Source organism: Amycolatopsis acididurans, from assembly GCF_012328925.1.
Classification (GTDB): Bacteria; Actinomycetota; Actinomycetes; order Mycobacteriales; family Pseudonocardiaceae; genus Amycolatopsis_E; species Amycolatopsis_E acididurans.
Window position 1 is genome coordinate 223,754 of record NZ_JAAXLS010000005.1, and the last position, 19,820, is coordinate 243,573.

Below are 19,820 nucleotides of genomic sequence, written 5' to 3' on the forward strand. Positions count from 1 at the left end.
TTTCGTTAGTATTTTACTCGTGAAATATCTGGATGGTCATGACCTCCGCCGGGCGCTCGCACCCCACGGGTGGTGGCGGCTGCGACCGGTGAGCGGGCCTGTCGGTATCTCGGCGTTGCGGGCCATGACCGGGGCGAACATAGTCCTCGTCGCCGTCGTCCTCGCGGGGCATACCGCCTTGGCGCCCGCGGCCGCGTTCGGCGGCATGACCGCGATCCACGCCCGGTTCGAGCCGTACCCGGTGCGGGCCAGGATGCTCGCGGCGATCGGCGGCGGGCTCGTGCTGGCCGTCGCGCTCGGCAGCCTCGCCTCGGCGGCCGGATGGGGACCGCTGCCGGGGACGCTCCTCGTCGCATGCGTGGCCGCCGCCGCGAAGCTGCTGACCGACGCGATCCGGTCGGGGCCGCCCGGCGGGCTGATCTTCGTGTTCGCCGCGGGTACCACGGCGGTGCTGCCCGCGGACTGGGGAACGGCGGGTGTGCAGGTCGGGGTGGCCGCGGCGGGCGCGCTCACGGCATGGTTCGTCGCGCACGTCGGCTGGCTGTTCTCCCGCAGCGGGCACGAGCAGCCCACCGCGTGGCGCGCCGGGGTCCGTGCCGCGTTCTCCCGTTCGTCGCACGAACTTCCGCGCGCGGCGAAGGTCGGCGGCGCGGTGCTGATCGCGGGCCTGCTCGCGGACCTGTGCGGCCTAGGCCACCCGTACTGGGCGATGATCGCCGCGGCGGCCGTGCTGCAGTCGACCCACCTGCGGCACACCGTGCACCGCACCATCCAGCGCGTGACCGGAACGCTCGCGGGCGTCGTGATCGCGTGGCTGTTGCTGGGGCTGGACCTGCCGATGCCGGTCAAACTCGCGATGATCGTGGCCGCGCTGCTGTGCGCCGAACTCACGGTCGTGCGCAACTACGCGCTCGCGATGCTGTTCGTGACCCCGCTGACATTGCTGCTCGGCTCGCTGATCAGCAACGCCGGCGCGGTGGGCATGGCGTCGGACCGGCTGCTGGACACGGTGCTCGGCGCGGTCGCCGGGCTGGGCGTGGCGCTGATCCGGCCGGGCCGCGGCTACCAGCTCGCGGCGACGTGACTCACTTGCCGTGCCGCGCGATCCACGCGGCGGCCTGGGTGCGGCGCTGCATCCCGAGTTTGGCCAGCACCGAGGTCACGTAGTTCTTCACGGTCTTCTCCGCGAGGAAGAGGCGTTCGGCGATTTCCCGGTTGGACAGTCCGGCGCCGATCAGCTCCAGCACACTGCGCTCGCGTTCGGTGAGCTGCGCCAGCGGGTCGTCCTCGGCGGGGTGGCGCAGCTTGTCCAGTACGCGTGCCGTGGTGATCGGGTCGAGCAGCGAATGGCCGGCCGCGACCTCGCGCACCGCGTTGACCACGTCCTGCCCACGGACCTGTTTGAGCAGGTAGCCCGCGGCCCCGGCCATGATCGCGCCGACCATGGCCTCCTCGTCGTCGAACGCGGTGAGCACCAGGCACTGCGGCGGGTTGGGTTTCGACCGCAGCTCGCGGCAGAGCGCGACGCCGTCCCCGTCGCCGAGCCGGACATCGACCACGGCCACGTCGGGTTCGACGTGCATCGCGACGGCGAGCGCCTCGTCCGCGCTGCCCGCCTCGGCGACCACCTCGATGTCCGGCTCGTCGGTGAGCAGATCGCGCAGCCCGCGGCGGACGACCTCGTGATCGTCGACGAGCAGCACCTCGATGGCCATACCTCGAGGTTACGTCAGGTGGTCCCAGATCTTGCGCGAGGCGGATTCGGGGTCGGCGGCCACGGAGACGGGGATGTCCCAGATGCGGGTGAGCCGTTCGCCGGCGCGATACTCGGGCCAGCCGGGATCACCGGTCGCGGCGAAGGACGTCCACGCCTTGCGGATCTCCTTCGAGAGCGCCTCGGCTTCGGGCGGCACCGGTGACCCGAGCACGAGCCCGCCCATCGGCCCGTCGAAGTTGCCGAACGTGAGCGGGACGTCGAGGCCGTGGCAGGCCCGCAGCGCCCCGCCGAGCGCGGGCGAGGGCCAGGTCAGCTCGTAGCTGAAGGCCCGGCCGGGATGCTCCTGCGCGCACCACATCGAGGGGATGCGGAAGATGCGGTCCGACATGATGACGGTGTAGAGGGCCTCGTCGGAAAGGCCGGGGTAGGCGGCGCGGTACTCGGCGAGCTGTTTCGTGGCCCGCGCGGGGTCCTTGGCGTTGTCGTTGAGCGCGAAAAGCTCGTACTCGTCGCGGGTGTACCCGGCGATGAGGTCGACCTCGGGGCGCAGCCCGTGCCACGGCACGTCGGGGACGAGGTCGCCGTCGATCATGGGCGCGTAGGGCGTGATTTCGCCGGGCGCTGACTGGACCTTGTGGATCGCCTCGGGTGGAAGTTCGGCGAGCGCCTGCGCGGTCGCGGGCACGCCGAGCGCGGCGGCGATTCGTTCGGTGCCGCGGCGGAGCCGGTCTTCGCGCAGGAAACTCCCGGCGATGCTCTGCCCGATGGCGCGGCGGAACAGGCCGGTCGCCGCCGGGCACGCGGTGAGTGCCGCGACGGCCGTACCGCCGGCCGATTCGCCGAAGATCGTCACGTTGCCGGGGTCGCCGCCGAAGTTCGCGATGTTGTCCTGCACCCACCGCAGCGCGGCGAGCTGATCGAGGAACCCGCGGTTCGGCGGCGCGTCGGGCAGCCAGCCGAAACCCTCCATGCCGACGCGGTAGTTCACGGTCACGACGACGACACCGGCCCGGGCGAGGTTCGTTCCGTCGTACTCGGGCGCTCGCGAGGTGCCGATCAGGAAGGCGCCACCGTAGATCCACACCATGACGGGAAGGTTCTCGCCGCCGGAAGTCCACACGTTGACGCTCAGGCAGTCGGTGCCGTCACCGGCACGCCACGGCGAGGGGATTCCGGGCATCAACGTCCCCTGCGGCGGATCCGCACTGAAGGAGAAGGCGTCACGGACCCCGTCCCACTTCTCCGGCGGCCGCGGCGCCGCGAACCGCCGGGGCCCGTCGAGCGGCGCCGCGTAGGGAATGCCCTTGTAGGCGGTGATGCCGTCGTCCGTCCTGCCACGCACAGCCCCGTACGTGGTCCGTGTGATCGCCTCCACGAGGACCAGTGATACCAGAATCCCGTTCGGTTGGGGCTACTCGCACGCCGTGCCGTCGTGGTCGCGGTCGAGCTGGGGACGGTAGCCGGGATCGCCGCGGTGCAGGGGAGCGGCGCCGGCCGCCTTGGCTTCCGCGCAGTTCTTGAAGTACACGGCGACAGGAGCACTGTCCTGTGTGGACGCCGGTGTGGTCGGAGCCGGGGGAGTCGTCGGTGAGGTGGGTGGCTTCGGGGGCGTGACCGTCGTGGTCGCCGGGAGCGTTGTCGCCGGGGACGGGGTGGGGGCATCGATCGTGCCGAGGCAAGGGGCGCCCCACAGCCCCGTGTTCGCCGCGCGGGCGGTGTTTTCGGCCGTCTGCAGCGCCGTGGCGTAGGTGCCGTCGGTGACACCCGGCGCGTACTTGGCGTAGCCGCGCTTGAGCGCCTCGGTCGAATAGTCGGTGCCGTCCGGCAGGGTGAGTGCGGCCATGGTTTCCATTCCCTGATCGAGGGCGCGGATTGTTACTTGTTTCCCGGCCAGAAATGTCGTTGCCCAGTTCGCGGTTTCCGGGCCCCAGCAGTACGTCGTTGTCGGCGCGTCGATTCCGGCGGCGCGCACCGTTTTCGGTACACCGGTGGAATCCCGCAGATAAACCCGTTCGCCGTCGATGACGTTCGTGACCGTGTAAGTCGGCACCGCGGGCGTGGTCGCGGCCGCCGGGGTGGCCGGGTTGTCCGGCGAGGCGCCGAAAATCGCGGCGAGCGTGAACAGTGCGGCGAAGGCACCCAGCGTCACTTTCAGCCAGGTGGGCAGTTTGCGTCTCGGTGTCACAGTGGGCATCGACGATTCCTTCCCGCGCACGGTGTGCAAAATGCCTCTCGTTCCGGGTGCCGCCGTTGTTACGTTTTTCCTTTCGTTCGCGATTGCCCAGGCGATGACGGCGCTCGACACGCTCTCGCTCACCAAGGACGGCCGGTTCCCGGCGGCCCCGGTCGAATTCACCGCGCTCGATTTCACCACCAGCGGCCTGCGGCCGGGCCACGTGCTCGAAATCGGCGCGGTGCGCACCCGTTCCGACGGGACGGTCGTCGGTGAGCTGTCCTCGCTGGTCAACCCGGGTTGGGGCATCGGCGTCGGCGCGGCGGGCCTGCACCACATCACGCGCCGGGACCTCGACGACGCGCCATGCTTCGGCGAACTGCTCGGCACCCTGCTCGACCTGTGCCGGGGCAGCGTTCTGGCCGCGCACAACCTGCCCCTCGCGGACTGGTTCCTCGGCACCGAACTCGCGCGGGCGCGGGTCAGCCTCCCGCCGTTGCCTGCGATCGGCACGCTCGACCCTGCGCGCAGGGCCCTGCGCCTGCCGAACTACCAGCTCACCACGGTCGCCGGCGCGCTCGGCCTCGCCGATTTCCCCGCGCACCAGGCACTGGCCAGGGCCCGCACCTGCGCGTCAGTGGTGTCTTCGCTGGTCACCACGCACGGTTTCGCGCTCGCCGAGCCGCCCGCGCCGCCGGAGCTGCCGCGCTTCACGGCCGTGCATCCGTTGCCCCGCAGGGAGAACCGGCCCGTGGAAAGCTGGCTGGCCGGGTTGCTCGTGCGCGTTCCCCTGCCGGGCAACGGCGACGCGATCCGCGAGGCCTACCGCGACCTTCTCGCGCTCGCGCTCGCCGACCAGTACGTCTCGCCCGACGAGGCGCGGGAACTGAGCGCGCTGGCCCTCGACGCGGGCATTCCGGTGCCGGAGATCCGGCAGACACACCAGCGTTTCGTCGCCGCGATGCGCGAGATCGCCGAGGAGGACGGTGTGATCACCTCGGGCGAGGTACGCGATCTCGGCCGGGTCGCGGCCGCGCTCGGCGTGCCCGAGGTCGTCGCCGGCCTGCGGCCGATGGCGCAACGGCAGCCGCCGACCCGGGTCCTCGTGCTCGGCGAAACCGCCGCCGCCGACGCCTTACGCGCCGCGGTGCTGGGCGCGGGCAGCCAACTCGCCAAGCGGCTCACCGAATCGGTCACGCAGTTGGTGGTCGCCGACGACGTGCCACGCCGCGATCCACGTATCGGCCGCGCCGCCGACCTCGGCATCGTCGTGCTCGACGTGTCGTCCGCGTGGACGGCGCTGGGCCTGATCGCCCCCTTCGAACCCCGCACGTCGCTGCCGGAATCCGTGCTGCCGTGGCAAAGGTGGGCGGCGCGGGCACTGATGGCGATGGGACTGCTCGTGATGCTGCTGTCGGTGATCGTGCTCTTCGGCGGCGCGCCGTTCGTCGGCGGGGCGTTCATGGCAGCGTTCGGCGTCGCGGCGCTGCTCGGTGGCTGGTATCTGACCGAACCGGCGACCGGCTAGCCCGACTGGACTACTCCATCCGTGGCTTTTGGCGCCATGCGGTATCACTGTGGGTATGTCGCCGATCCCCGAGCTTCAACAACGGCAGATCGATCGTTGGTGTGAACGACGCGTGCCGGCGGAAAAGCGCGACGAGTTCAGCGTCATCTCCCGGTGGCGCGGCCGGATGGTCACGTTGGTGGAGAAAAGGGCGGAATGGTCCAATAGCGGCGGTCCGGCGGGAGTCACGGAGCGTGCCTTCGCGCAGTTACGTTACGGCACCGACGGCTTGTGGACGCTGTACTACTGGTCCGACGACCTCGGCCGGTGGCGAAGATTCCCGCAAAGCGTGCCGGAGAACTCGCCGGTTCCGCTGCTCGAGGACATCGATCGGAGTGCCTTCGGCGGGTACTTCTTTTTTTGGCTCACCCCCTGGTGAACGCGCACGCAGCGTGGTGAACCGCGCCGGAAAGACAACGCTGGTGGGTGACGGACTCACACCTTGGGGTCCGGCAGGATAGTGCGGGTGAACCCGGCCCCCGATCTCCGCGCCTACCTGCGCACTCTGGACGTGGAGACGCTGGCTGAACTCCTGCTGGAGCAGGCCGGGCGTGACTCTCGGTTACGGCACGAGCTGGAGGTTCGCGCGGTCGTCCACGAAAAGGTGGGGCCGGTGCTGGACACTCTCCAGCGCCTGCTCGACGCGGGCACACAGGCGGATCTGACCCCGCTCGCGCGCCGGATGCTGGACAGTCTCGACGGCGCGTCCACAGCGGAGCGGCGCCGCGCACTCGGGTTGTACGCCCAGGCCTGCGCCAAACATCCGCCCGAACCGCGCGTGCTCGCGGACTGGATCCTGCGCACACAGTTCGGCGAGCAGCCCTGGCCCCGCATCGAGCTGGCCGAATTCGCCGAAGCGCTGGGCGATGACGGCCTCGCCCACCTGGAGTCCACAGTGGACAGCGTACTGGCCGAACGGCCCGGCCCGCGCCGCGACACCGCGCGGTACCTCGCCGAACAGCTCGCCGAGGTCACCGGCGACGTCGACGGGCTGCTGACGATCCTCAAGAGCAAACCGCCGAGCCAGGACGTGCACCTCAAGATCATCCGGGTGCTGCGCGAAGCCGGCAGGCACGGCGACGCGATCGCGTACGCGGCCCGCACGATCGTCCAGGCCGACCGGCCCAGGCAGGGGGTGCTGGCGTTGCGCCGCGCCGAGTTCCGCCGCAACCCCAATCCCGCGAGCTATCGCGCACTGCGGACCGCGGCCGAGCAACTCGACCGCTGGCCGTCCGAACGCGCGAGCGCGCTGGTGCTGCTCGCCGAACGCGATCCGGCCGAGGCGATCCCGGTGTACCGCATGCACGTCGAGGAACTCATCGAGCACAAGGATCCGTCGTGTTATCGCGAGGCCGCGCTCGCCTTGCGGGAACTGCGCGGGCTGCACCGGCGCGCTGACACCGCCGAGGATTTCGCGTTGTACCTGGCGGATCTGCTCGAAACGCACAAGCGCAAGACGCGGCTGCTGATCGAGGTGCGCAACGCGCGCATCGCGATACCGAAGCGCCGGGCCATGCCGATGAGCGCGTAGGCCAAGATACCCGGGTGGACCAAACCCTGGATCTTCGCGCCTACCTGCGTTCGCTCGACGCGACGACGCTGGCGGACCTGCTCGCGGAGCAGGCCGAGCGGGATCCGGACCTGCACGGCAGGCTCACGCTGCGCGCGGGGGAGGCCGCGGAGACGGCTCGCGTCGGCGCCGTGCTGGACGCCGTGCGGCGGCTGCTCGACGCCGGAAGCCAGGCCGACCTCGCGCCCTTGGCGAGGCGCACCGTGGATCGCGTCGTCAAGACCGAGGACCACGCCGAGTTCCCGCGCGCCATCGGGCTCTACGCGCGAGCGTGTGCAGTGCACCCGCCGGAGCCCGCAGAACTGGCGGAGTGGCTGTCCGGACTGGTCTTCGCCGGATACCACGTCGAACTCGCCGAGTTCGGTGCGGTACTGGGAGATTCCGGGATCGCGCGGTTGAAGTCCATAGTGGACGAACGGCGGCCGGAGCACGAACAGGTGGCCGATCTGCTGAGCGAACAGCTCGCCGAGATCTCCGGCGACATCGACACCTTGCTGGACATCCTTTCCCGCCGCCCGCCGAGTATCGAGGTCAACCGCAAGCTCATGCGCGCACTGCGCGCGGCGGGGCGCACCGCGGACGCGATCAGCCTGTTGCGCGGCGGGTTTCCCCGTGCTGCCGGGCAGAGTGACGCCATCGCCGAACACAAGTCCGAAATCGACGTGCTCATCGGGAAAGGGCCCGCGCACTACGCGGAGGCGGCGAGCCGGTTGCGCAAGCTGCGCACGCTGTTCCGCCAGGCCGGCAGCCCCGGCGATTTCGCCGACTACCTCACGCGACTGCTCGCCACGCACAAACGCAAGACGCGGCTGCTCACAGAAATCCGAAATGCCCGTATCGCGCTGCCGAAGTCATAGCGGGGCCGGACGTGACGCGACACGGGTGCGGTGCGAACATGTGCCTCATGACCGAGCTGCCACAGCAGGAATCCAGCGACGAGACAGTGGACGAACTGCTCGAAGAAGTCCTGCGCGAGTTCGCCGAGCTTGGCCCGGACACCGAGCCGCTGCGTGTCGAGCTCGTCACGTCCGAGATCCTCGGCGAATGGTGGGAGGCCGGCGACGACCTCGCCGCCGAGCTGATCGAGTTCGCGAGCGAGAGCACCGAGCCCGAGCGGCTGGCCGCACCGCTGGCCGCCCTGCGCACCCTGGCCACCACCGAGGAGCAGCGCGAGGCGGCCGCGATCGCGCTGGAGAAACTCGGCCTGCCCGACCCCGACTGGTCGGGCCTGCTCAACCAGGTCACCGTCGGTGAATGCTGGCGCACCTCGGACGTCTACGGCGACGAGGCCTCGGTGCTGTGCGTGTTCGGCGAGGGCGAGAACGCACACGGCCTGCTCGTGTCCATCAGTTACGCCGTGATCGGTGGCTGGACCGACGAGGCCGTCATCGTCGAGTCGCCCGCCGAGGTCGTCGACGAGATGCGCGCGCAGGCCGCGGAGGGCGGCGAGCTCGTCACCTGCGAGCAGATCAGCCCCGCCCGTGCGCATCAGCTGCTCGCGGACGCCTTCGTCGGCACCGAACTGCAGGAAGAGCCCGAGGTCACCGACGATTACGTGCGCTTCCGTGCGCTCGCGCTGGCGCGGCTGCGTGCCCTGCCCGCCCCGGAACCGCAGGCCGAGCCGGAGCTGCTCTCCGCGGAGGACCAGGCGCGGATCATCGACGAGTTCTTCGCCGCGTCCCCCGACCTCGCCGACACCGAGGCGGCGCGGGTCTGCGCGCTGCGCCTGATCGAGTTCGGCATCGACCAGGACCCGCGGCGTCCGCTGCGGGTCGGGCCGGACAAGCTGTCGTCCTTTGTGGACTTCGTGGACGACGGTGAGATCGAGCTGACCGACGAGCAGGACGAGGTGCTCGACGAGGTGCTGCCCGCCTGGGCGCGCTGGGGCGTCAGCCGGGACGGCCTGCCGGAGGAAGCCGTCGAGCCGCTGCTGGAGGCGGTCGAGGACCGGCTTTACGAGCGTGCGCTGGAGACCGACACCAACCTCGACGCCTATCTCGACGGCGTGGAGGACCTCGAGGAGCAGGACGTCGCGGCGCTGCTGCTGCGCCGCCAGTTCGCGGTCCCGTCGGTCTACACCGAGATCGCCGGCGAGGAGGTGGAACTCGACCCCACCGATCCGGAGCAGCGCCGGCTGCTGGTCATCGGCGAGCACCCCGAGTTCCAGGACTCGCTGGCCGAGGACGACCTCGACGAGGAGACCTTCATCGTGGTCGCGGCCCACACCACGGTCGTGGACCAGCTGTGGGACGACGACCCCGCCGAGGTGTGGCAGGCCGTGCGCAGGATGCGCGAAAAGGGCCTCGAACGCGAGGAGATCATGACCGAACTGGCACGGACGCTGGAAGCCCAGCTGAGGGCCGGTGAAGGGGACGGACTGGAGTTCGACCTCGACGACTACCTGAGTGCGCTGGCGGAACTGGGCTGAGGTCCCTCGGGGGCCTTGCTGCGGCGGTCGGCGAGGGCGTCGTCGACATCGACGACGAACGCGCCGACCGCCATCGCGAGCAGAACCGCAATACCGAGAACCGCCCCGATCCACGTGAAGACAATCGTGACCATCGGCGTGCCTCCTCCCTGTTGTTGCGGGACACCCGCACCCGACCGGTCGGTAAACGTACGTTTTCCGTACTGACACCAGGGTGCGGTCCGGCCGCGGGAGGCGGTATCGGCCAACCGGTTAATGCCCCACGAGGTCCATCAGCCGATCGGCCCATTTGTGACTGCCGCGCGTAGGCGTGTCCGCGCAGGGTGGTGGCGGGCGGGACCTACAGCTTGCGCAGGCGCACGCGGTTGATGGAGTGGTCGGCGTCCTTTCGCAGTACCAGCGTTGCCCGCGGACGGGTGGGCCGGATGTTCTCGACGAGGTTCGGCTCGTTGATGGTGCGCCACAGGTGCCGGGCCTCTTCGCGTGCCTCGTCGTCGGGCAGGCTCGCGAAGTGGTGGAAGTGCGAGGCCGGGTCGGCGAACGCGGTCTGCCGCAGCTTGAGGAACCGCTCGATGTACCAGTGCTCGATGTCGTCGGTGTGGGCGTCGACGTAGATCGAGAAGTCGAACAGGTCCGACACGGTCAGCCGGGGGCCGGGCTGCAGCACGTTGAGGCCCTCGATGATGAGGATGTCCGGCCTGCGCACGACCTGTTCCTCGCCGGGCACGATGTCGTACGCCAGATGCGAGTAGACCGGCGCGCTGACCTCTCCCGCACCCGATTTGACCTCGGTGACGAAGCGCAGTAGCGCGCGGCGGTCGTAGCTTTCCGGGAAACCCTTGCGGTGCATGATGCCCCGCCGCACCAGTTCGGCACGCGGGTACAGGAATCCGTCCGTGGTCACGAGATCGACGCGCGGGTGGTCCGGCCAGCGCGCCAGCAGCGTGCTCAACAACCGGGCCGTGGTCGACTTGCCGACCGCGACGCTGCCCGCGATGCCGATGATGAACGGGACCTTCGTGCCCCGGCAGTCCTCGCCGAGAAAAGTCGTGGTCGCCTCGTAAAGTCGCTGCCTCGCGGCCACCTGAAGATTGATCAGGCGTGACAACGGCAGGTAGACCTCGGCGACCTCGTTCAGGTCGACCTGTTCGCCGAGGCCCCGCAGCTTCAGCAGCTCCTCGGCCGTGAGTGGGAGCGGTGTGCTGCGACGGAGTTCTCGCCATTGTTCCCGGTGCAGCTCGACGTAGGGGCTGACCTGGAGGACTCGTGGCATCCCACTCTCCTTGCCCATCGCCTGCGCTGGACGTCGCTATCCGCGTAACGCTGCTCTTACGGTAGGTCTTACCGCCGGTGAACGCGCTGTGACTTACTACACGCCACCCGGTGAGCTGGGCAGACGGCGTTCAACGAGTGCCGAAGACCTCAGTCCAGGCCACCGCGACCTGCCGCGCGCACGTCTCCGGCGTCACGCCGCCGCTGCCCGTGCCCAGCCCCGGCATCGCGATGGTGCGCACCACGCGGCGGAGTTCGACACCGTGGTCGAGCTTGCCGTCCCGCCAGCGCAGGAACACCGCCCGCGCCGCGAGGTAGGGATGCACGGTGTGCTCGGGCAGTTCCTCGCCGGGCTCGCGCATCGTCGGCGTGCTGATCAACCACGCGGGCGTGATCTCGCCCGTGGGCACCACCACAGCTTGCCCGATCGGCAGTTCCCCGCCGTGATAGGCGAGCACGGCGCTGCGAACTTCCTGCTGTACTTCGGGAAACGCGCGTGCGTACACCGCGTCGATGCCGTTGCGCATCCAGCCGTAGGAGTTCGTGGGGCTGACCACCGCGTCGGCCTCCACATCGAGCACCGAACCCCGGTGAACGCGTGCGGAACCGTCCACACTGTCCACGACCGTCTGCCAGGCGCGGGCGAGGGATTCCTCGACGGCGCACAGGACGAGGTCGGGGATGTGCGGAGAGACCTGATCGTCGGTTCCGTTGGGGCTTACGTGCGTGCCCGATTCCGCGGTCACGCTTTCCACCATGCCAAAATTTGCCACGCGGGGTAACCGTCGCCGCGACGCTACGCCTGATCAGAGCAGCACGGGTCCGGGTGCGTAATCTGTTTCCGTGGCAAGGATCGCGTATTTCGGCCCGGAAGGGACGTTCACCGAACAGGCAGCCCGCAGCCTCGCGGCCGCCGGCGATGAGCTGATCCCGTTCGAGACCGTTCAGCTGGCACTGGCCGCCGTGCGCAAGGGGGAGACCGACGCCGCCTGCGTTCCGGTGGAGAACTCCGTCGAAGGCCCGGTGCCCGCGACGCTCGACACCCTCGCCGAGGCCGAACCGCTCGTCGCCGTTGCCGAAGCGCTGCTGCCCGTGCATTTCTCGATACTGGCCAGGCCGGGCACCACCGAGATCAACACGGTCGCGAGCCATCCGCACGCGCTGGCGCAGGTGCGGCTGTGGATCGAGGCGCACCTGCCGGGCGCGCGGCCGATCGCGGCCTCCTCGACGGCGGCGGCCGCGGTCGCCGTGCAGGCGGGTGAGTTCGACGCGGCGGTCTGCGCCCCCGTCGCCGCGGAGCACTACCCGCTCGAGGTCAGGGCCACCGAGGTCGCCGACGTGCGGGACGCGCGCACCCGGTTCCTGCTGGTGAGCAAGCCACGACAGCTGCCGGAGCCGACGGGTGCCGACCGCACCTCGATCGTGGCCGCGGCCGCGAACCGCACCGGCGCGCTGGCCGAGTTGCTGACCGAGCTCGCGAGCCGGGGCATCAACCTGACCCGGCTCGACGCGCGCCCGTCGAAGACGAACTTCGGCGAGTACCGGTTCTTCATCGACTTCGAGGGCCACATCGCCGAGCCGCGGATCGGCGACGCGGTGGCCGCGCTGCGCCGCCGCTGCCGCAACGTCCGGTTCCTCGGGTCCCACCCCAGGGCCGACGGGGTGCGCGCGACCGTCGAACCGTCCGCGGGCAACGCGGATTTCGTCGACGCCGCGGAATGGCTCGCGGCCGTTCGCAGAGGAGAGCAGGCTTGAAGCTGTATCTGGTCAGGCACGCGCAGAGCACCGCGAACGTCCGGAAGATCCTCGACACCGCGCTGCCCGGACCGCCGCTGACCGAGCTGGGCCGAGAGCAGGCGCAAGCGTTTGCGGAGAAGTTCGCCGAGGAGCCGATCGCGGCCGTCTACGCCTCGCGCGCCACCCGTGCCCAGCAGACCGCCACCCCGCTCGCGGACGCGCTCGCGATGGAGGTGCAGGTCATCGACGGCGTGCACGAGGTCAGCGTCGGGGACCTCGAAGGGCGCGGTGACCACGAGGCGCTGCGGGTGTACGCGCAGACGGTGCGGCCGTGGACGCAGGGCGATCTGAGTGTGGCGATGCCCGGCGGCGAGAGCGGTTTCCAGGTGTGCGAGCGCTACACCCGGGCCGTCGCCGAGCTGCGCGCCAAGCATGAGCAGGCCGACGGCGCGATCGTGCTGGTCAGCCACGGCGGCGCGATCCGGCTGAGCGCCGAGTGGCTGGCCGACAACGTCCGGCCCGAGCTCGCCGATCAGGGTCTGCTGCCGAACACCGGGATCGTCGAGATGGAGACGACCGTGCAGGGCTGGCGTTGCCTGTCCTGGGCGGGGCTGCCGATGTGAACAGGCTGATGGCCAGGGATTGTTGTAGTTTCACCGTGTGCGGGGGTTTTCGGTAACAAAGTGGCATGCGCGTGACAACCAGACGCGTGCTTTACACGTCCTCCGGGTACCGCTTGCTCAGCACAGGGAGGCATTGAGATGGTGCGAGTGAGGATTTCCCAGATCGGGCTGACGTTGACCGCGGCGGCGGTCGCGGCAGCCGTGGCCGGTTGTGGCGAAGGCACCAACAACGCGCAGCCGCAGCCCAGTACGAGCGCCGGCGCCACGACGGCGCCGAGCAGCTCGGAGAGCCCGGCGTCGGGCACGCAGGCGCCGACCACCACCGCACCTGCCGCGCCGGCCGACAACGGGACCTGCAAGGCAGCTGACTTGAAGCTTTCGATCGGCCGAGGCGACGCGGCGGCGGGCACCGTGTACCGGCCCCTGATTTTCACCAACGTGAGCGACCACGAATGCGTGATCCAGGGCTTCCCGGGCGTCTCCTACGTCGGGGGTGCGGACGGCCACCAGGTCGGTCCGGCGGCGTTCCGGGAGGGCACCAAGGGTGACCCGGTGACCCTCGCGAAGGGCGCCAGCGCGTACGCCGACGTCGGGTTCGTCAACGTGCAGAACTACGACCCGGTGACCTGCCAGCCGCAGCCCGTGCGCGGCCTGCGCGTGTATCCGCCGCAGGAGACCGCGTCGATGTTCGTCGAACTGTCCGGCACCGGATGCGGCAGCGACAAGATTCCCGGCAACCAGCTCACCGTGAAGACGCTGCAGCAGGGCACCGGGGCGCAGTAGGCGTCAGACGCGGGCGCAGTCCTGCAGCGCCAGCGTGAGGTCGTGGCGGCCGGCTGGGTCGGCGAGGTTGAGGCTGATCACCATGCGGCTGACCCCGTCGAGGTGATCGGCGAGGTCCTCGTAGACGGCACTTCCGTCCGCCGCCGCCGCGGACAGCTCGCGGGCGGCGATCGCGTGGCTGACCACCCCGGAGGGGAGCGCGGCCTGCTGGGTGCGATCGCTCGGCAGGCTCTGCACCACCTTGGCCAGCGCCGCACACGCAGCGCGGGCGTCTTCCGCAGCCCCGTCCCCGGCACCGGAGACGGCCCACAGCAGGCCGATGACCGACGCCCCGATGACGAACCCCGCGACAGCGCCGACCACGTACGGGCGGCGCGAACGTTCGTCGGCGGTTTCCTCGGGTGAGGTCTCGTCGGGCGGGATTTCGTTGCGGCGGATCCGCATAGGACATTGCAGCACCGGGGCGCTTCGAGCGGCTAGCTTCGCCGCCGGTCCGTTACCTTCGCAGGCCTCGTCAGCCCCAGCCCAGTTCGTGCAGGCGCGAATCGTCGATGCCGAAGTGGTGGGCGATCTCGTGCACCACCGTGATCAGCACCTCCTCCACCACCTGGTCCTCGTCCTCGCACATGGACAGGATCGGGCGCCGGTAGATCGAGATGCGGTCCGGGAGCACACCGCCGTAGTCGCTGGTCCGCTCCGTCAGCGCGACGCCGTGGTAGAGGCCCAGGATGTCCGGCATCTCGTCGTTCTGCTCCTCGACCAGCACGACCACGTTGTCCATCGCCTCGGCGAACTCCGTGGGTACGGCGTCGAGCGCGTCGCCGACGAGCTCGTCGAAGCGCGCGGCGGACATCCGCACCGCCATGCGCTAGCCGCCGCCCGGCGCGGGCGCCTGCGAACCGCCTTGCGCGGGCGGTGCGTCCTGGGCCTGCTGCTTGATGCTGCCGGTCACCGGAGCCAGCCCGCTGTTGTCCGGCAGCTTCGCGCCGACCTTGCAGTTCACCAGCGTCGACCCGGCGTCCCAGCTTTCCTGTTCACGCAGGTCCCAGGTCAGGATCAGCTTCTGGTCGGCGAGGTTCACCCCGCCCGCGTAGCCCTGCACGTCCCGGTTGCACTCGGTGTCCAGCCACTTCGCCTGATCTTCCTGCGACGGGTAGCCGTCGGCGAAATGCGACTTCAGGTCGACCGTCGCGACGATCTCGTACGCGTGCGGCTGGGCACAGTTGACGGGGTTGCCGACCGACTTGTCCACCAGCGCGAGACAGGTGCCCGGGTCCCACACCGCCGACTCCGACTGCTTGGCCACGTTCCCGGTGATCGGCTGCAACGCGCCGCCGGGCGCGGCCCACTGCAGCACACACCGCATGTCGCGATCGCCGTCCGCCCATTCGGACGTGCCGGGCCGCAGCGCGCTGATCGTGAACCTGCCGTACGGGTCGAGCTGCTTGCCGAGGTACTTGCTCGCGCCGTCCGTGCACTTGGTCATCGCGATGTCGCGCCACTGGTCCACGGTCGGCGCGGGGGTGCCCGCCGGGTACTTGTCGGCGATGTTCACCACACCCGTCACCTCGTACAGGTGCGGCTGCTCGCACGGGACGATCTTGATGTCGCCCGCGTCCGGCTGCGTCCAGTTCAGGCAACTGCCTGCCGCCGCGTGAAAAGCCGCCTTGGCCTCGGGAGATTCCTCGACCTTCCCGCCGCCCGCTGCGGCGCCGCCCCACGAGAACGCGACACTCAGCGACAGCGCCAGCACCGCCCCGAGGAAGACACCGGTCATGAGCAGCCGGGTACGCAGAGTGTCCTTTGCCAAACTGTCACCGAGCATCGCCGTCAATAATGCCCGCGTTGCGTCCACGCGACACCCCTCGGGTGGTTACTGTGTCCTCGATGACCGAGGAAGACCCGCCGGGCGAGGGGCAGCCGCAGGAAAACGAGCCGCAGCGTGGCTCCATGCGGTTCCAGGATCCGGACACGACGACACCGCGTGAACCCACGCTCGCCGAACAGCGTGCCCGCCGCAAGGCGCTCGCCGACGAAGAACGGCGCGAGGCCGAGGAGGCGCAGGCGCGCGAGGTAGCCGAACGCAAGGCGGGCACCCGCCGCAAGGTGCTGATCGGCAGCGGCGTCACCGTCGGGCTCGTCGGCGTGGTCGCGGCCTGGTACGTGGTCGGCAGCCCGAACGAGGTCACAGCGGTGTGCACCGACTCCAACGGGATCGTGCAGAACGACCAGTACTGCGACGACTCCTACGCCACCAGCCACGGCGGCTACTACAACTCCAGCACCGGGTTCTGGTTCGTCCCGCTGCCCGGCGGCGGGTACAGCCAGTACCGCTACAACTACGGCGGCACCGGCACGATCGGCAGGCCGGTCTCCGGTGGCAGCTACACCAAGCCCTCCGGCGGCACCACGGTCAAGTCCAGCTCCGGCAAGACCGTGCAGCGCGGCGGGTTCGGCATCAGCGGCAAGAGCAGCGGCGGCAGCGGGAAGTCCGGGGGCTCCTAGTGCGAAGGGGAACCAGTGCCCCGCGGCGGGACTGGCAGCGCATCGTCGAGGAGCAGGGCCTGGTTTTCGGCAGCCCGGCGCGCTACGGCACCGGCAAGGACCGGCCCTACTGGGACGAGTCCGTGCACTACGTCCTGGAGATGGACGAGGTGCTCTCGCTCGAAGCCGACGTCGAACTGCTGCACTCGATGTGCCTCGAGGCCGTCGACAACGTCGTGCTCACCGAGCGCTATCGCGAGTTCGGCATCCCGGAATGGGTGTGGCCGCACATCGCGGAGTCCTGGAAGCGCCGCGATCCGCACGTCTACGGCCGGTTCGACCTGCGTTACGACGGCAACGGCCCGGCGAAGCTGCTGGAGTACAACGCGGACACCCCGACCTCGCTGCTGGAGGCCTCGGTCCTGCAGTGGCACTGGAAGACCGAGGTCTTCCCCGACGACGACCAGTGGAACTCGATCCACGAGCGGCTGGTCGAGCGCTGGGGTGAGATCCGCGGGCTGCTGCCGGACAGCGACGTCTACTTCACCTGGTCCAGCGCCGACCCCACCGGCGAGGACCACATCACCACGTCCTACCTGCAGGAGACCGCCGCGGAGGGCGGGCTGGACACCGTCGGCCTCGCCATCGAGGAGATCGGCTGGGATCCGCTGCTCAAACGGTTCGTCGACCTCGAAGAGGCCCCGATGAACACGATCGTCAAGCTCTACCCGTGGGAATGGGTGGTCGACGAGGAGTTCGGGCACCACGCCGTGGAGACCCTGCCGCGCACGCTGTGGGTCGAACCGCTGTGGAAGATGCTGCTGTCGAACAAGACGCTGCTGGCGATGCTGTGGGAGAACTACCCCGGGCATCCGAACCTGCTGCCCGCGTTCGTGGACGAGCCGAACATCCTCACCGAGTACGTCCGCAAGCCGAAGCTCGGCCGTGAGGGCGCGAACGTGCAGATCCTCGCCCCCGGTTACGAGACCCAGACGCCCGGCGTCTACGGCGAGGAAGGCTTCGTCTACCAGGCGTTCGATCCGCTGCCCGAGTTCGACGGGTTCCGCCCGGCGCTGGGTGCCTGGATCGTCGGCGACTCCTCGGCGGGGCTGGGGATCCGCGAGACCGCCGGCCTGGTGACCGACGACGGCGCGGCGTTCGTCCCCCATCGAATCCCCCAAACGTGATAAACACCCCGCGACACTTCCGCGAACCGATCTGGGAGACCCTGTGACCTCGACTCTCGCGCTGGCCGAAAACTTCGGCTCCGACCTCGTCAAAGGCATCGGCGCGATTCTGCTCTACGGCGTCGTCGGCCTGCTGCTGATGTTCGTCGGGTTCTACGCGATCGACTGGACGACGCCGGGCAAGCTGTCGGCCCTGGTCCACCGTGGCCTGCCCAACGCGGTGATCGTGACCGCCTCCGGTCTGCTGTCCATGGCGTTCATCATCGTGGTCGCGATCTTCAACTCGGCGAGCGATCTCACCGCCGGGTTGATCACGTCGCTCGTCTACGGCCTGCTCGGCATCTTCGTGCAGGTCATCGCGGTGCGACTGCTCGAATGGGCGACGCGCATCGACGTCGGCAAGACGATGGAGGACGAGAAGTTCCGGGCGGTGAGCGTCGTCGTCGCGGCCGCGCACCTGGCACTGGGGCTCGTCGTGGCGGTCGCCATCTCCTAGGGTGAGGGGTGTGCGTCTGCTAAGGACACCCGAAGACCGGTTCACCGACCTGCCCGACTTCGACTACCCCCCGCTGTACGCCGACATCGAAAACCCGAGAGACGGCATCGTCCGCGTGGCCTACGTCGAGGCGGGCCCACCGGACGGGCCGCCCGTGCTGTTGCTGCACGGCGAGCCGAGCTGGTCGTTTCTCTACCGCAAGGTGCTTCCCGTTCTCGCGGACGCCGGACTGCGTGCCATCGCGCCGGATCTGGTCGGGTTCGGCCGCTCCGACAAGCCCGTCGACGCGACCGATCACAGCTACGCCAGGCACGTCGAGTGGATGCGTGCGTTCGCGTTCGACGCGCTGGACCTGCGTGACATCACGCTCGTCGGGCAGGACTGGGGCGGCCTGATCGGGCTGCGGCTGGTGGCCGAGCATCCCGGCCGGTTCGCCCGTGTGGTCGCCGCGAACACCGGCCTGCCCACCGGGGACCGGGACATGCCCGAGGTGTGGTGGAAGTTCCGTGAGGCCGTGGAAAAGGCGCCGGTGCTCGACATCGGACGGTTCGTGCAGTCCGGGTGCCGGACCGAACTGGGCGAGGACGTGCGTGCCGCCTACGACGCGCCGTTTCCCAACGAGATGTACAAGGCGGGGCCGAGAGTCATGCCGACGCTCGTGCCGACCCGGCCGGACGATCCGGCCACCGAGGCCAACCGTCGCGCGTGGACGGCACTGTCCGAGTTGGACCTGCCGTTCCTGTGCGCGTTCTCCGACGGCGACCCGATCACCGGCGGCATGGCCCCGGTGCTCAAGCGCGCCATGAAGGGCGCGCAGCACCGGGACCATCCCACGGTGACCAACGCCGGGCATTTCCTGCAGGAGGACGCCGGCGAGGAGCTGGGCCGGATCGTGGCCGAGTTCGTCCGGTCGAATTAGACGGTGGTCTCCGCGAGGAGGGCGTCGATCTGGCCCGCGGCCAGCTTCATGCCTTCCTCCATGCCCATCGTGATCAGCCGCTCCAGGTCTTCGGCGCTGGCGAAGTGCGACACGGTGGTCATGCGGGTGCCGGTGCCGGTGGCTTCGAGCGTCACCACACATCGCGTGGTCGGCATGGCCGGGTTCGGTTCACCGTTGTCGTCGGCGAAACCGTCGGCGAACTCGAGGCGGTTGGGCGCGTCGAGGGCGAGGATTTCCCACCAGCCGCCGGCTTTTTCGCCCTCGGGACCGGTCATGTGGTAGCGCGATCTGCCACCGACCTTGAAATCGTGTTGCTCGAAGGTCGCGGGCCAGGTCGGTGGGCCCCACCAGCGCTCCAGCCGGCGCGGGTCCTCCCATACCCGCCAGACCCGCTCGACGGGCGCACCGAACTCGGCGACGAGCGTCAGGGTCAGCGCCTTCGGGTCTTTGTGACTGCTGATCACGGTCATTTCTCGGTCCCCTTCTCTTCTTCTCCGGACAACAGGTCGTCGATCGCCTGGACGCGATGACGCCAGATCTGCTCGTAGGCCTCGAGCAGTCGTGTGGTTTTGCGCAGGATCTCCGGGTTCGCGTGCACGACCTGCTCCCTTCCGCGCCGGTGCTTGATGACGAGCGCGGCCCGTTCGAGCACCGCGACGTGCTTCTGCACCGCCGCGAAACTCATGTCGTACCGGCGGGCGAGCGAGGAAACCGACTGCTCCTGCCGCAGCACCCGCACGACGATGTCCCGCCGGGTCGCGTCCGCGAGCCCGTGGAAGATCCGGTCCACTTCTTCGTCACTGAGCTCATCTACAACCACATGGTTGTACGTTAGTGAGTGCG

Annotated in this window: 24 protein-coding genes; 13 read left to right on the forward strand and 11 right to left on the reverse strand. The window is 69.5% G+C overall.

The features are described 5' to 3' along the window. The first annotated feature begins 19 nt into the window (after window positions 1-19). Window positions 20-1,084: an FUSC family protein gene (locus tag HFP15_RS11215; RefSeq protein ID WP_312871537.1), complete on the forward strand. Its 1,065-nt coding sequence runs from the start codon at window positions 20-22 to the stop codon at window positions 1,082-1,084. A 1-nt stretch (window position 1,085) separates the two neighbouring features. On the opposite strand, the gene HFP15_RS11220 is transcribed toward HFP15_RS11215, so the two are convergent. The 3 genes from HFP15_RS11220 to HFP15_RS11230 are packed head-to-tail and all read right to left on the reverse strand — an operon-like array spanning window position 1,086 to window position 3,911. Beyond that, entirely contained in the window at window positions 1,086-1,715 is a 630-nt protein-coding gene (locus HFP15_RS11220) for a response regulator (RefSeq protein WP_168514365.1), read from the reverse strand. 9 nt (window positions 1,716-1,724) lie between these two features. Further along, window positions 1,725-3,092, reverse strand: coding sequence for a carboxylesterase/lipase family protein (locus HFP15_RS11225; protein WP_168514367.1), 1,368 nt, complete (start codon window positions 3,090-3,092; stop codon window positions 1,725-1,727). Window positions 3,093-3,128: 36 nt separating this feature from the next. Next, a complete protein-coding gene (locus tag HFP15_RS11230; RefSeq protein ID WP_210717036.1) occupies window positions 3,129-3,911 on the reverse strand; it encodes an excalibur calcium-binding domain-containing protein in 783 nt (260 codons plus the stop codon). Window positions 3,912-4,005: 94 nt separating this feature from the next. Here HFP15_RS11230 and HFP15_RS11235 point away from each other — a divergent pair, with 94 nt between their 5' ends. From HFP15_RS11235 to HFP15_RS11255, 5 genes are all read left to right on the forward strand, one after another. After that, window positions 4,006-5,418 carry a 3'-5' exonuclease gene (locus HFP15_RS11235; RefSeq protein ID WP_168514369.1) on the forward strand — a complete coding sequence of 471 codons (1,413 nt, stop codon included), beginning with the start codon at window positions 4,006-4,008 and terminating at the stop codon, window positions 5,416-5,418. Between the two features lie 55 nt (window positions 5,419-5,473). Then, on the forward strand, window positions 5,474-5,836 hold the full coding sequence (locus HFP15_RS11240; protein WP_168514371.1) for a DUF3024 domain-containing protein: 363 nt from the start codon (window positions 5,474-5,476) through the stop codon (window positions 5,834-5,836). A gap of 87 nt (window positions 5,837-5,923) precedes the next feature. After that, window positions 5,924-6,988: a hypothetical protein gene (locus HFP15_RS11245; RefSeq protein ID WP_168514373.1), complete on the forward strand. Its 1,065-nt coding sequence runs from the start codon at window positions 5,924-5,926 to the stop codon at window positions 6,986-6,988. A 14-nt stretch (window positions 6,989-7,002) separates the two neighbouring features. After that, complete coding sequence (locus HFP15_RS11250) at window positions 7,003-7,884, forward strand: hypothetical protein (RefSeq protein ID WP_168514375.1); 882 nt, start codon at window positions 7,003-7,005, stop codon at window positions 7,882-7,884. A 47-nt stretch (window positions 7,885-7,931) separates the two neighbouring features. After that, window positions 7,932-9,455 (forward strand): hypothetical protein, encoded by a 1,524-nt coding sequence (locus HFP15_RS11255; protein WP_168514377.1) that lies wholly within the window; start codon window positions 7,932-7,934, stop codon window positions 9,453-9,455. Here HFP15_RS11255 and HFP15_RS11260 read toward each other — a convergent pair. From HFP15_RS11260 to HFP15_RS11270, 3 genes are all read right to left on the reverse strand, one after another. Continuing rightward, window positions 9,425-9,589 carry a hypothetical protein gene (locus HFP15_RS11260; RefSeq protein ID WP_168514379.1) on the reverse strand — a complete coding sequence of 55 codons (165 nt, stop codon included), beginning with the start codon at window positions 9,587-9,589 and terminating at the stop codon, window positions 9,425-9,427. The genes HFP15_RS11255 and HFP15_RS11260 overlap by 31 nt on opposite strands. A 206-nt stretch (window positions 9,590-9,795) precedes the next feature. Then, the gene (gene coaA / locus HFP15_RS11265) at window positions 9,796-10,728 is read right to left on the reverse strand and encodes a type I pantothenate kinase (RefSeq protein WP_168514381.1); all 933 of its coding nucleotides are present in this window, start codon (window positions 10,726-10,728) and stop codon (window positions 9,796-9,798) included. A gap of 130 nt (window positions 10,729-10,858) precedes the next feature. Further along, window positions 10,859-11,473 carry a macro domain-containing protein gene (locus HFP15_RS11270; protein ID WP_312871538.1) on the reverse strand — a complete coding sequence of 205 codons (615 nt, stop codon included), beginning with the start codon at window positions 11,471-11,473 and terminating at the stop codon, window positions 10,859-10,861. A 97-nt stretch (window positions 11,474-11,570) separates the two neighbouring features. Here HFP15_RS11270 and pheA point away from each other — a divergent pair, with 97 nt between their 5' ends. The 3 genes from pheA to HFP15_RS11285 all read left to right on the forward strand — a co-directional run bounded on the left by pheA (window position 11,571) and on the right by HFP15_RS11285 (window position 13,870). Further along, window positions 11,571-12,482 (forward strand): prephenate dehydratase, encoded by a 912-nt coding sequence (gene pheA / locus HFP15_RS11275; RefSeq protein ID WP_168514385.1) that lies wholly within the window; start codon window positions 11,571-11,573, stop codon window positions 12,480-12,482. Further along, entirely contained in the window at window positions 12,479-13,087 is a 609-nt protein-coding gene (locus HFP15_RS11280) for a histidine phosphatase family protein (RefSeq protein WP_168514387.1), read from the forward strand. The genes pheA and HFP15_RS11280 overlap by 4 nt, the downstream gene beginning before the upstream one ends. Window positions 13,088-13,225: 138 nt before the next feature. Next, window positions 13,226-13,870 carry a DUF4232 domain-containing protein gene (locus tag HFP15_RS11285; protein WP_210717037.1) on the forward strand — a complete coding sequence of 215 codons (645 nt, stop codon included), beginning with the start codon at window positions 13,226-13,228 and terminating at the stop codon, window positions 13,868-13,870. A gap of 3 nt (window positions 13,871-13,873) precedes the next feature. Here the strand turns inward: HFP15_RS11285 and HFP15_RS11290 are convergent, their stop codons facing one another. The 3 genes from HFP15_RS11290 to HFP15_RS11300 all read right to left on the reverse strand — a co-directional run bounded on the left by HFP15_RS11290 (window position 13,874) and on the right by HFP15_RS11300 (window position 15,647). Beyond that, on the reverse strand, window positions 13,874-14,314 hold the full coding sequence (locus HFP15_RS11290) for a hypothetical protein (protein WP_168514389.1): 441 nt from the start codon (window positions 14,312-14,314) through the stop codon (window positions 13,874-13,876). A 70-nt stretch (window positions 14,315-14,384) separates the two neighbouring features. Next, a complete protein-coding gene (locus tag HFP15_RS11295) occupies window positions 14,385-14,735 on the reverse strand; it encodes a metallopeptidase family protein (RefSeq protein WP_168514391.1) in 351 nt (116 codons plus the stop codon). A 3-nt stretch (window positions 14,736-14,738) separates the two neighbouring features. Next, window positions 14,739-15,647: a septum formation family protein gene (locus tag HFP15_RS11300; protein ID WP_246271591.1), complete on the reverse strand. Its 909-nt coding sequence runs from the start codon at window positions 15,645-15,647 to the stop codon at window positions 14,739-14,741. A 110-nt stretch (window positions 15,648-15,757) separates the two neighbouring features. On the opposite strand from HFP15_RS11300, the gene HFP15_RS11305 reads away from it, so the two are divergent. Genes HFP15_RS11305 through HFP15_RS11320 form a run of 4 tightly spaced genes read left to right on the forward strand, consistent with a single transcriptional unit; the run spans window position 15,758 to window position 18,956 of the window. Further along, window positions 15,758-16,375: a hypothetical protein gene (locus HFP15_RS11305; RefSeq protein ID WP_210717038.1), complete on the forward strand. Its 618-nt coding sequence runs from the start codon at window positions 15,758-15,760 to the stop codon at window positions 16,373-16,375. Further along, window positions 16,375-17,541 carry a glutathionylspermidine synthase family protein gene (locus HFP15_RS11310; RefSeq protein ID WP_168514395.1) on the forward strand — a complete coding sequence of 389 codons (1,167 nt, stop codon included), beginning with the start codon at window positions 16,375-16,377 and terminating at the stop codon, window positions 17,539-17,541. Before HFP15_RS11305 ends, HFP15_RS11310 begins: the two co-directional genes overlap by 1 nt. 43 nt (window positions 17,542-17,584) lie before the next feature. Further along, window positions 17,585-18,037, forward strand: a complete 453-nt coding sequence (locus HFP15_RS11315; protein ID WP_168514397.1) for a DUF350 domain-containing protein — start codon at window positions 17,585-17,587, stop codon at window positions 18,035-18,037. Between the two features lie 10 nt (window positions 18,038-18,047). Further along, entirely contained in the window at window positions 18,048-18,956 is a 909-nt protein-coding gene (locus tag HFP15_RS11320; RefSeq protein WP_168514399.1) for a haloalkane dehalogenase, read from the forward strand. On the opposite strand, the gene HFP15_RS11325 is transcribed toward HFP15_RS11320, so the two are convergent. Both HFP15_RS11325 and HFP15_RS11330 read right to left on the reverse strand, forming a co-directional pair. Further along, entirely contained in the window at window positions 18,953-19,447 is a 495-nt protein-coding gene (locus tag HFP15_RS11325) for an SRPBCC family protein (protein WP_168514401.1), read from the reverse strand. The two genes, HFP15_RS11320 and HFP15_RS11325, sit on opposite strands and share 4 nt — an antisense overlap. Then, window positions 19,444-19,797, reverse strand: a complete 354-nt coding sequence (locus HFP15_RS11330) for an ArsR/SmtB family transcription factor (protein ID WP_168514403.1) — start codon at window positions 19,795-19,797, stop codon at window positions 19,444-19,446. The genes HFP15_RS11325 and HFP15_RS11330 overlap by 4 nt, the downstream gene beginning before the upstream one ends. Window positions 19,798-19,820 lie beyond the last annotated feature (23 nt).

Coding starts and splice junctions, on each gene's coding strand:
- HFP15_RS11220 (WP_168514365.1), bottom strand. CDS start 1,715: ATGGCCATCGAGGTGCTGCTCGTCGACGATCACGAGGTCGTCCGCCGC.
- HFP15_RS11230 (WP_210717036.1), bottom strand. CDS start 3,911: ATGCCCACTGTGACACCGAGACGCAAACTGCCCACCTGGCTGAAAGTG.
- HFP15_RS11235 (WP_168514369.1), top strand. CDS start 4,006: ATGACGGCGCTCGACACGCTCTCGCTCACCAAGGACGGCCGGTTCCCG.
- HFP15_RS11240 (WP_168514371.1), top strand. CDS start 5,474: ATGTCGCCGATCCCCGAGCTTCAACAACGGCAGATCGATCGTTGGTGT.
- HFP15_RS11255 (WP_168514377.1), top strand. CDS start 7,932: ATGACCGAGCTGCCACAGCAGGAATCCAGCGACGAGACAGTGGACGAA.
- HFP15_RS11260 (WP_168514379.1), bottom strand. CDS start 9,589: ATGGTCACGATTGTCTTCACGTGGATCGGGGCGGTTCTCGGTATTGCG.
- coaA (WP_168514381.1), bottom strand. CDS start 10,728: ATGCCACGAGTCCTCCAGGTCAGCCCCTACGTCGAGCTGCACCGGGAA.
- HFP15_RS11285 (WP_210717037.1), top strand. CDS start 13,226: ATGGTGCGAGTGAGGATTTCCCAGATCGGGCTGACGTTGACCGCGGCG.
- HFP15_RS11290 (WP_168514389.1), bottom strand. CDS start 14,314: ATGCGGATCCGCCGCAACGAAATCCCGCCCGACGAGACCTCACCCGAG.
- HFP15_RS11295 (WP_168514391.1), bottom strand. CDS start 14,735: ATGGCGGTGCGGATGTCCGCCGCGCGCTTCGACGAGCTCGTCGGCGAC.
- HFP15_RS11300 (WP_246271591.1), bottom strand. CDS start 15,647: ATGACCGGTGTCTTCCTCGGGGCGGTGCTGGCGCTGTCGCTGAGTGTC.
- HFP15_RS11305 (WP_210717038.1), top strand. CDS start 15,758: ATGACCGAGGAAGACCCGCCGGGCGAGGGGCAGCCGCAGGAAAACGAG.
- HFP15_RS11325 (WP_168514401.1), bottom strand. CDS start 19,447: ATGACCGTGATCAGCAGTCACAAAGACCCGAAGGCGCTGACCCTGACG.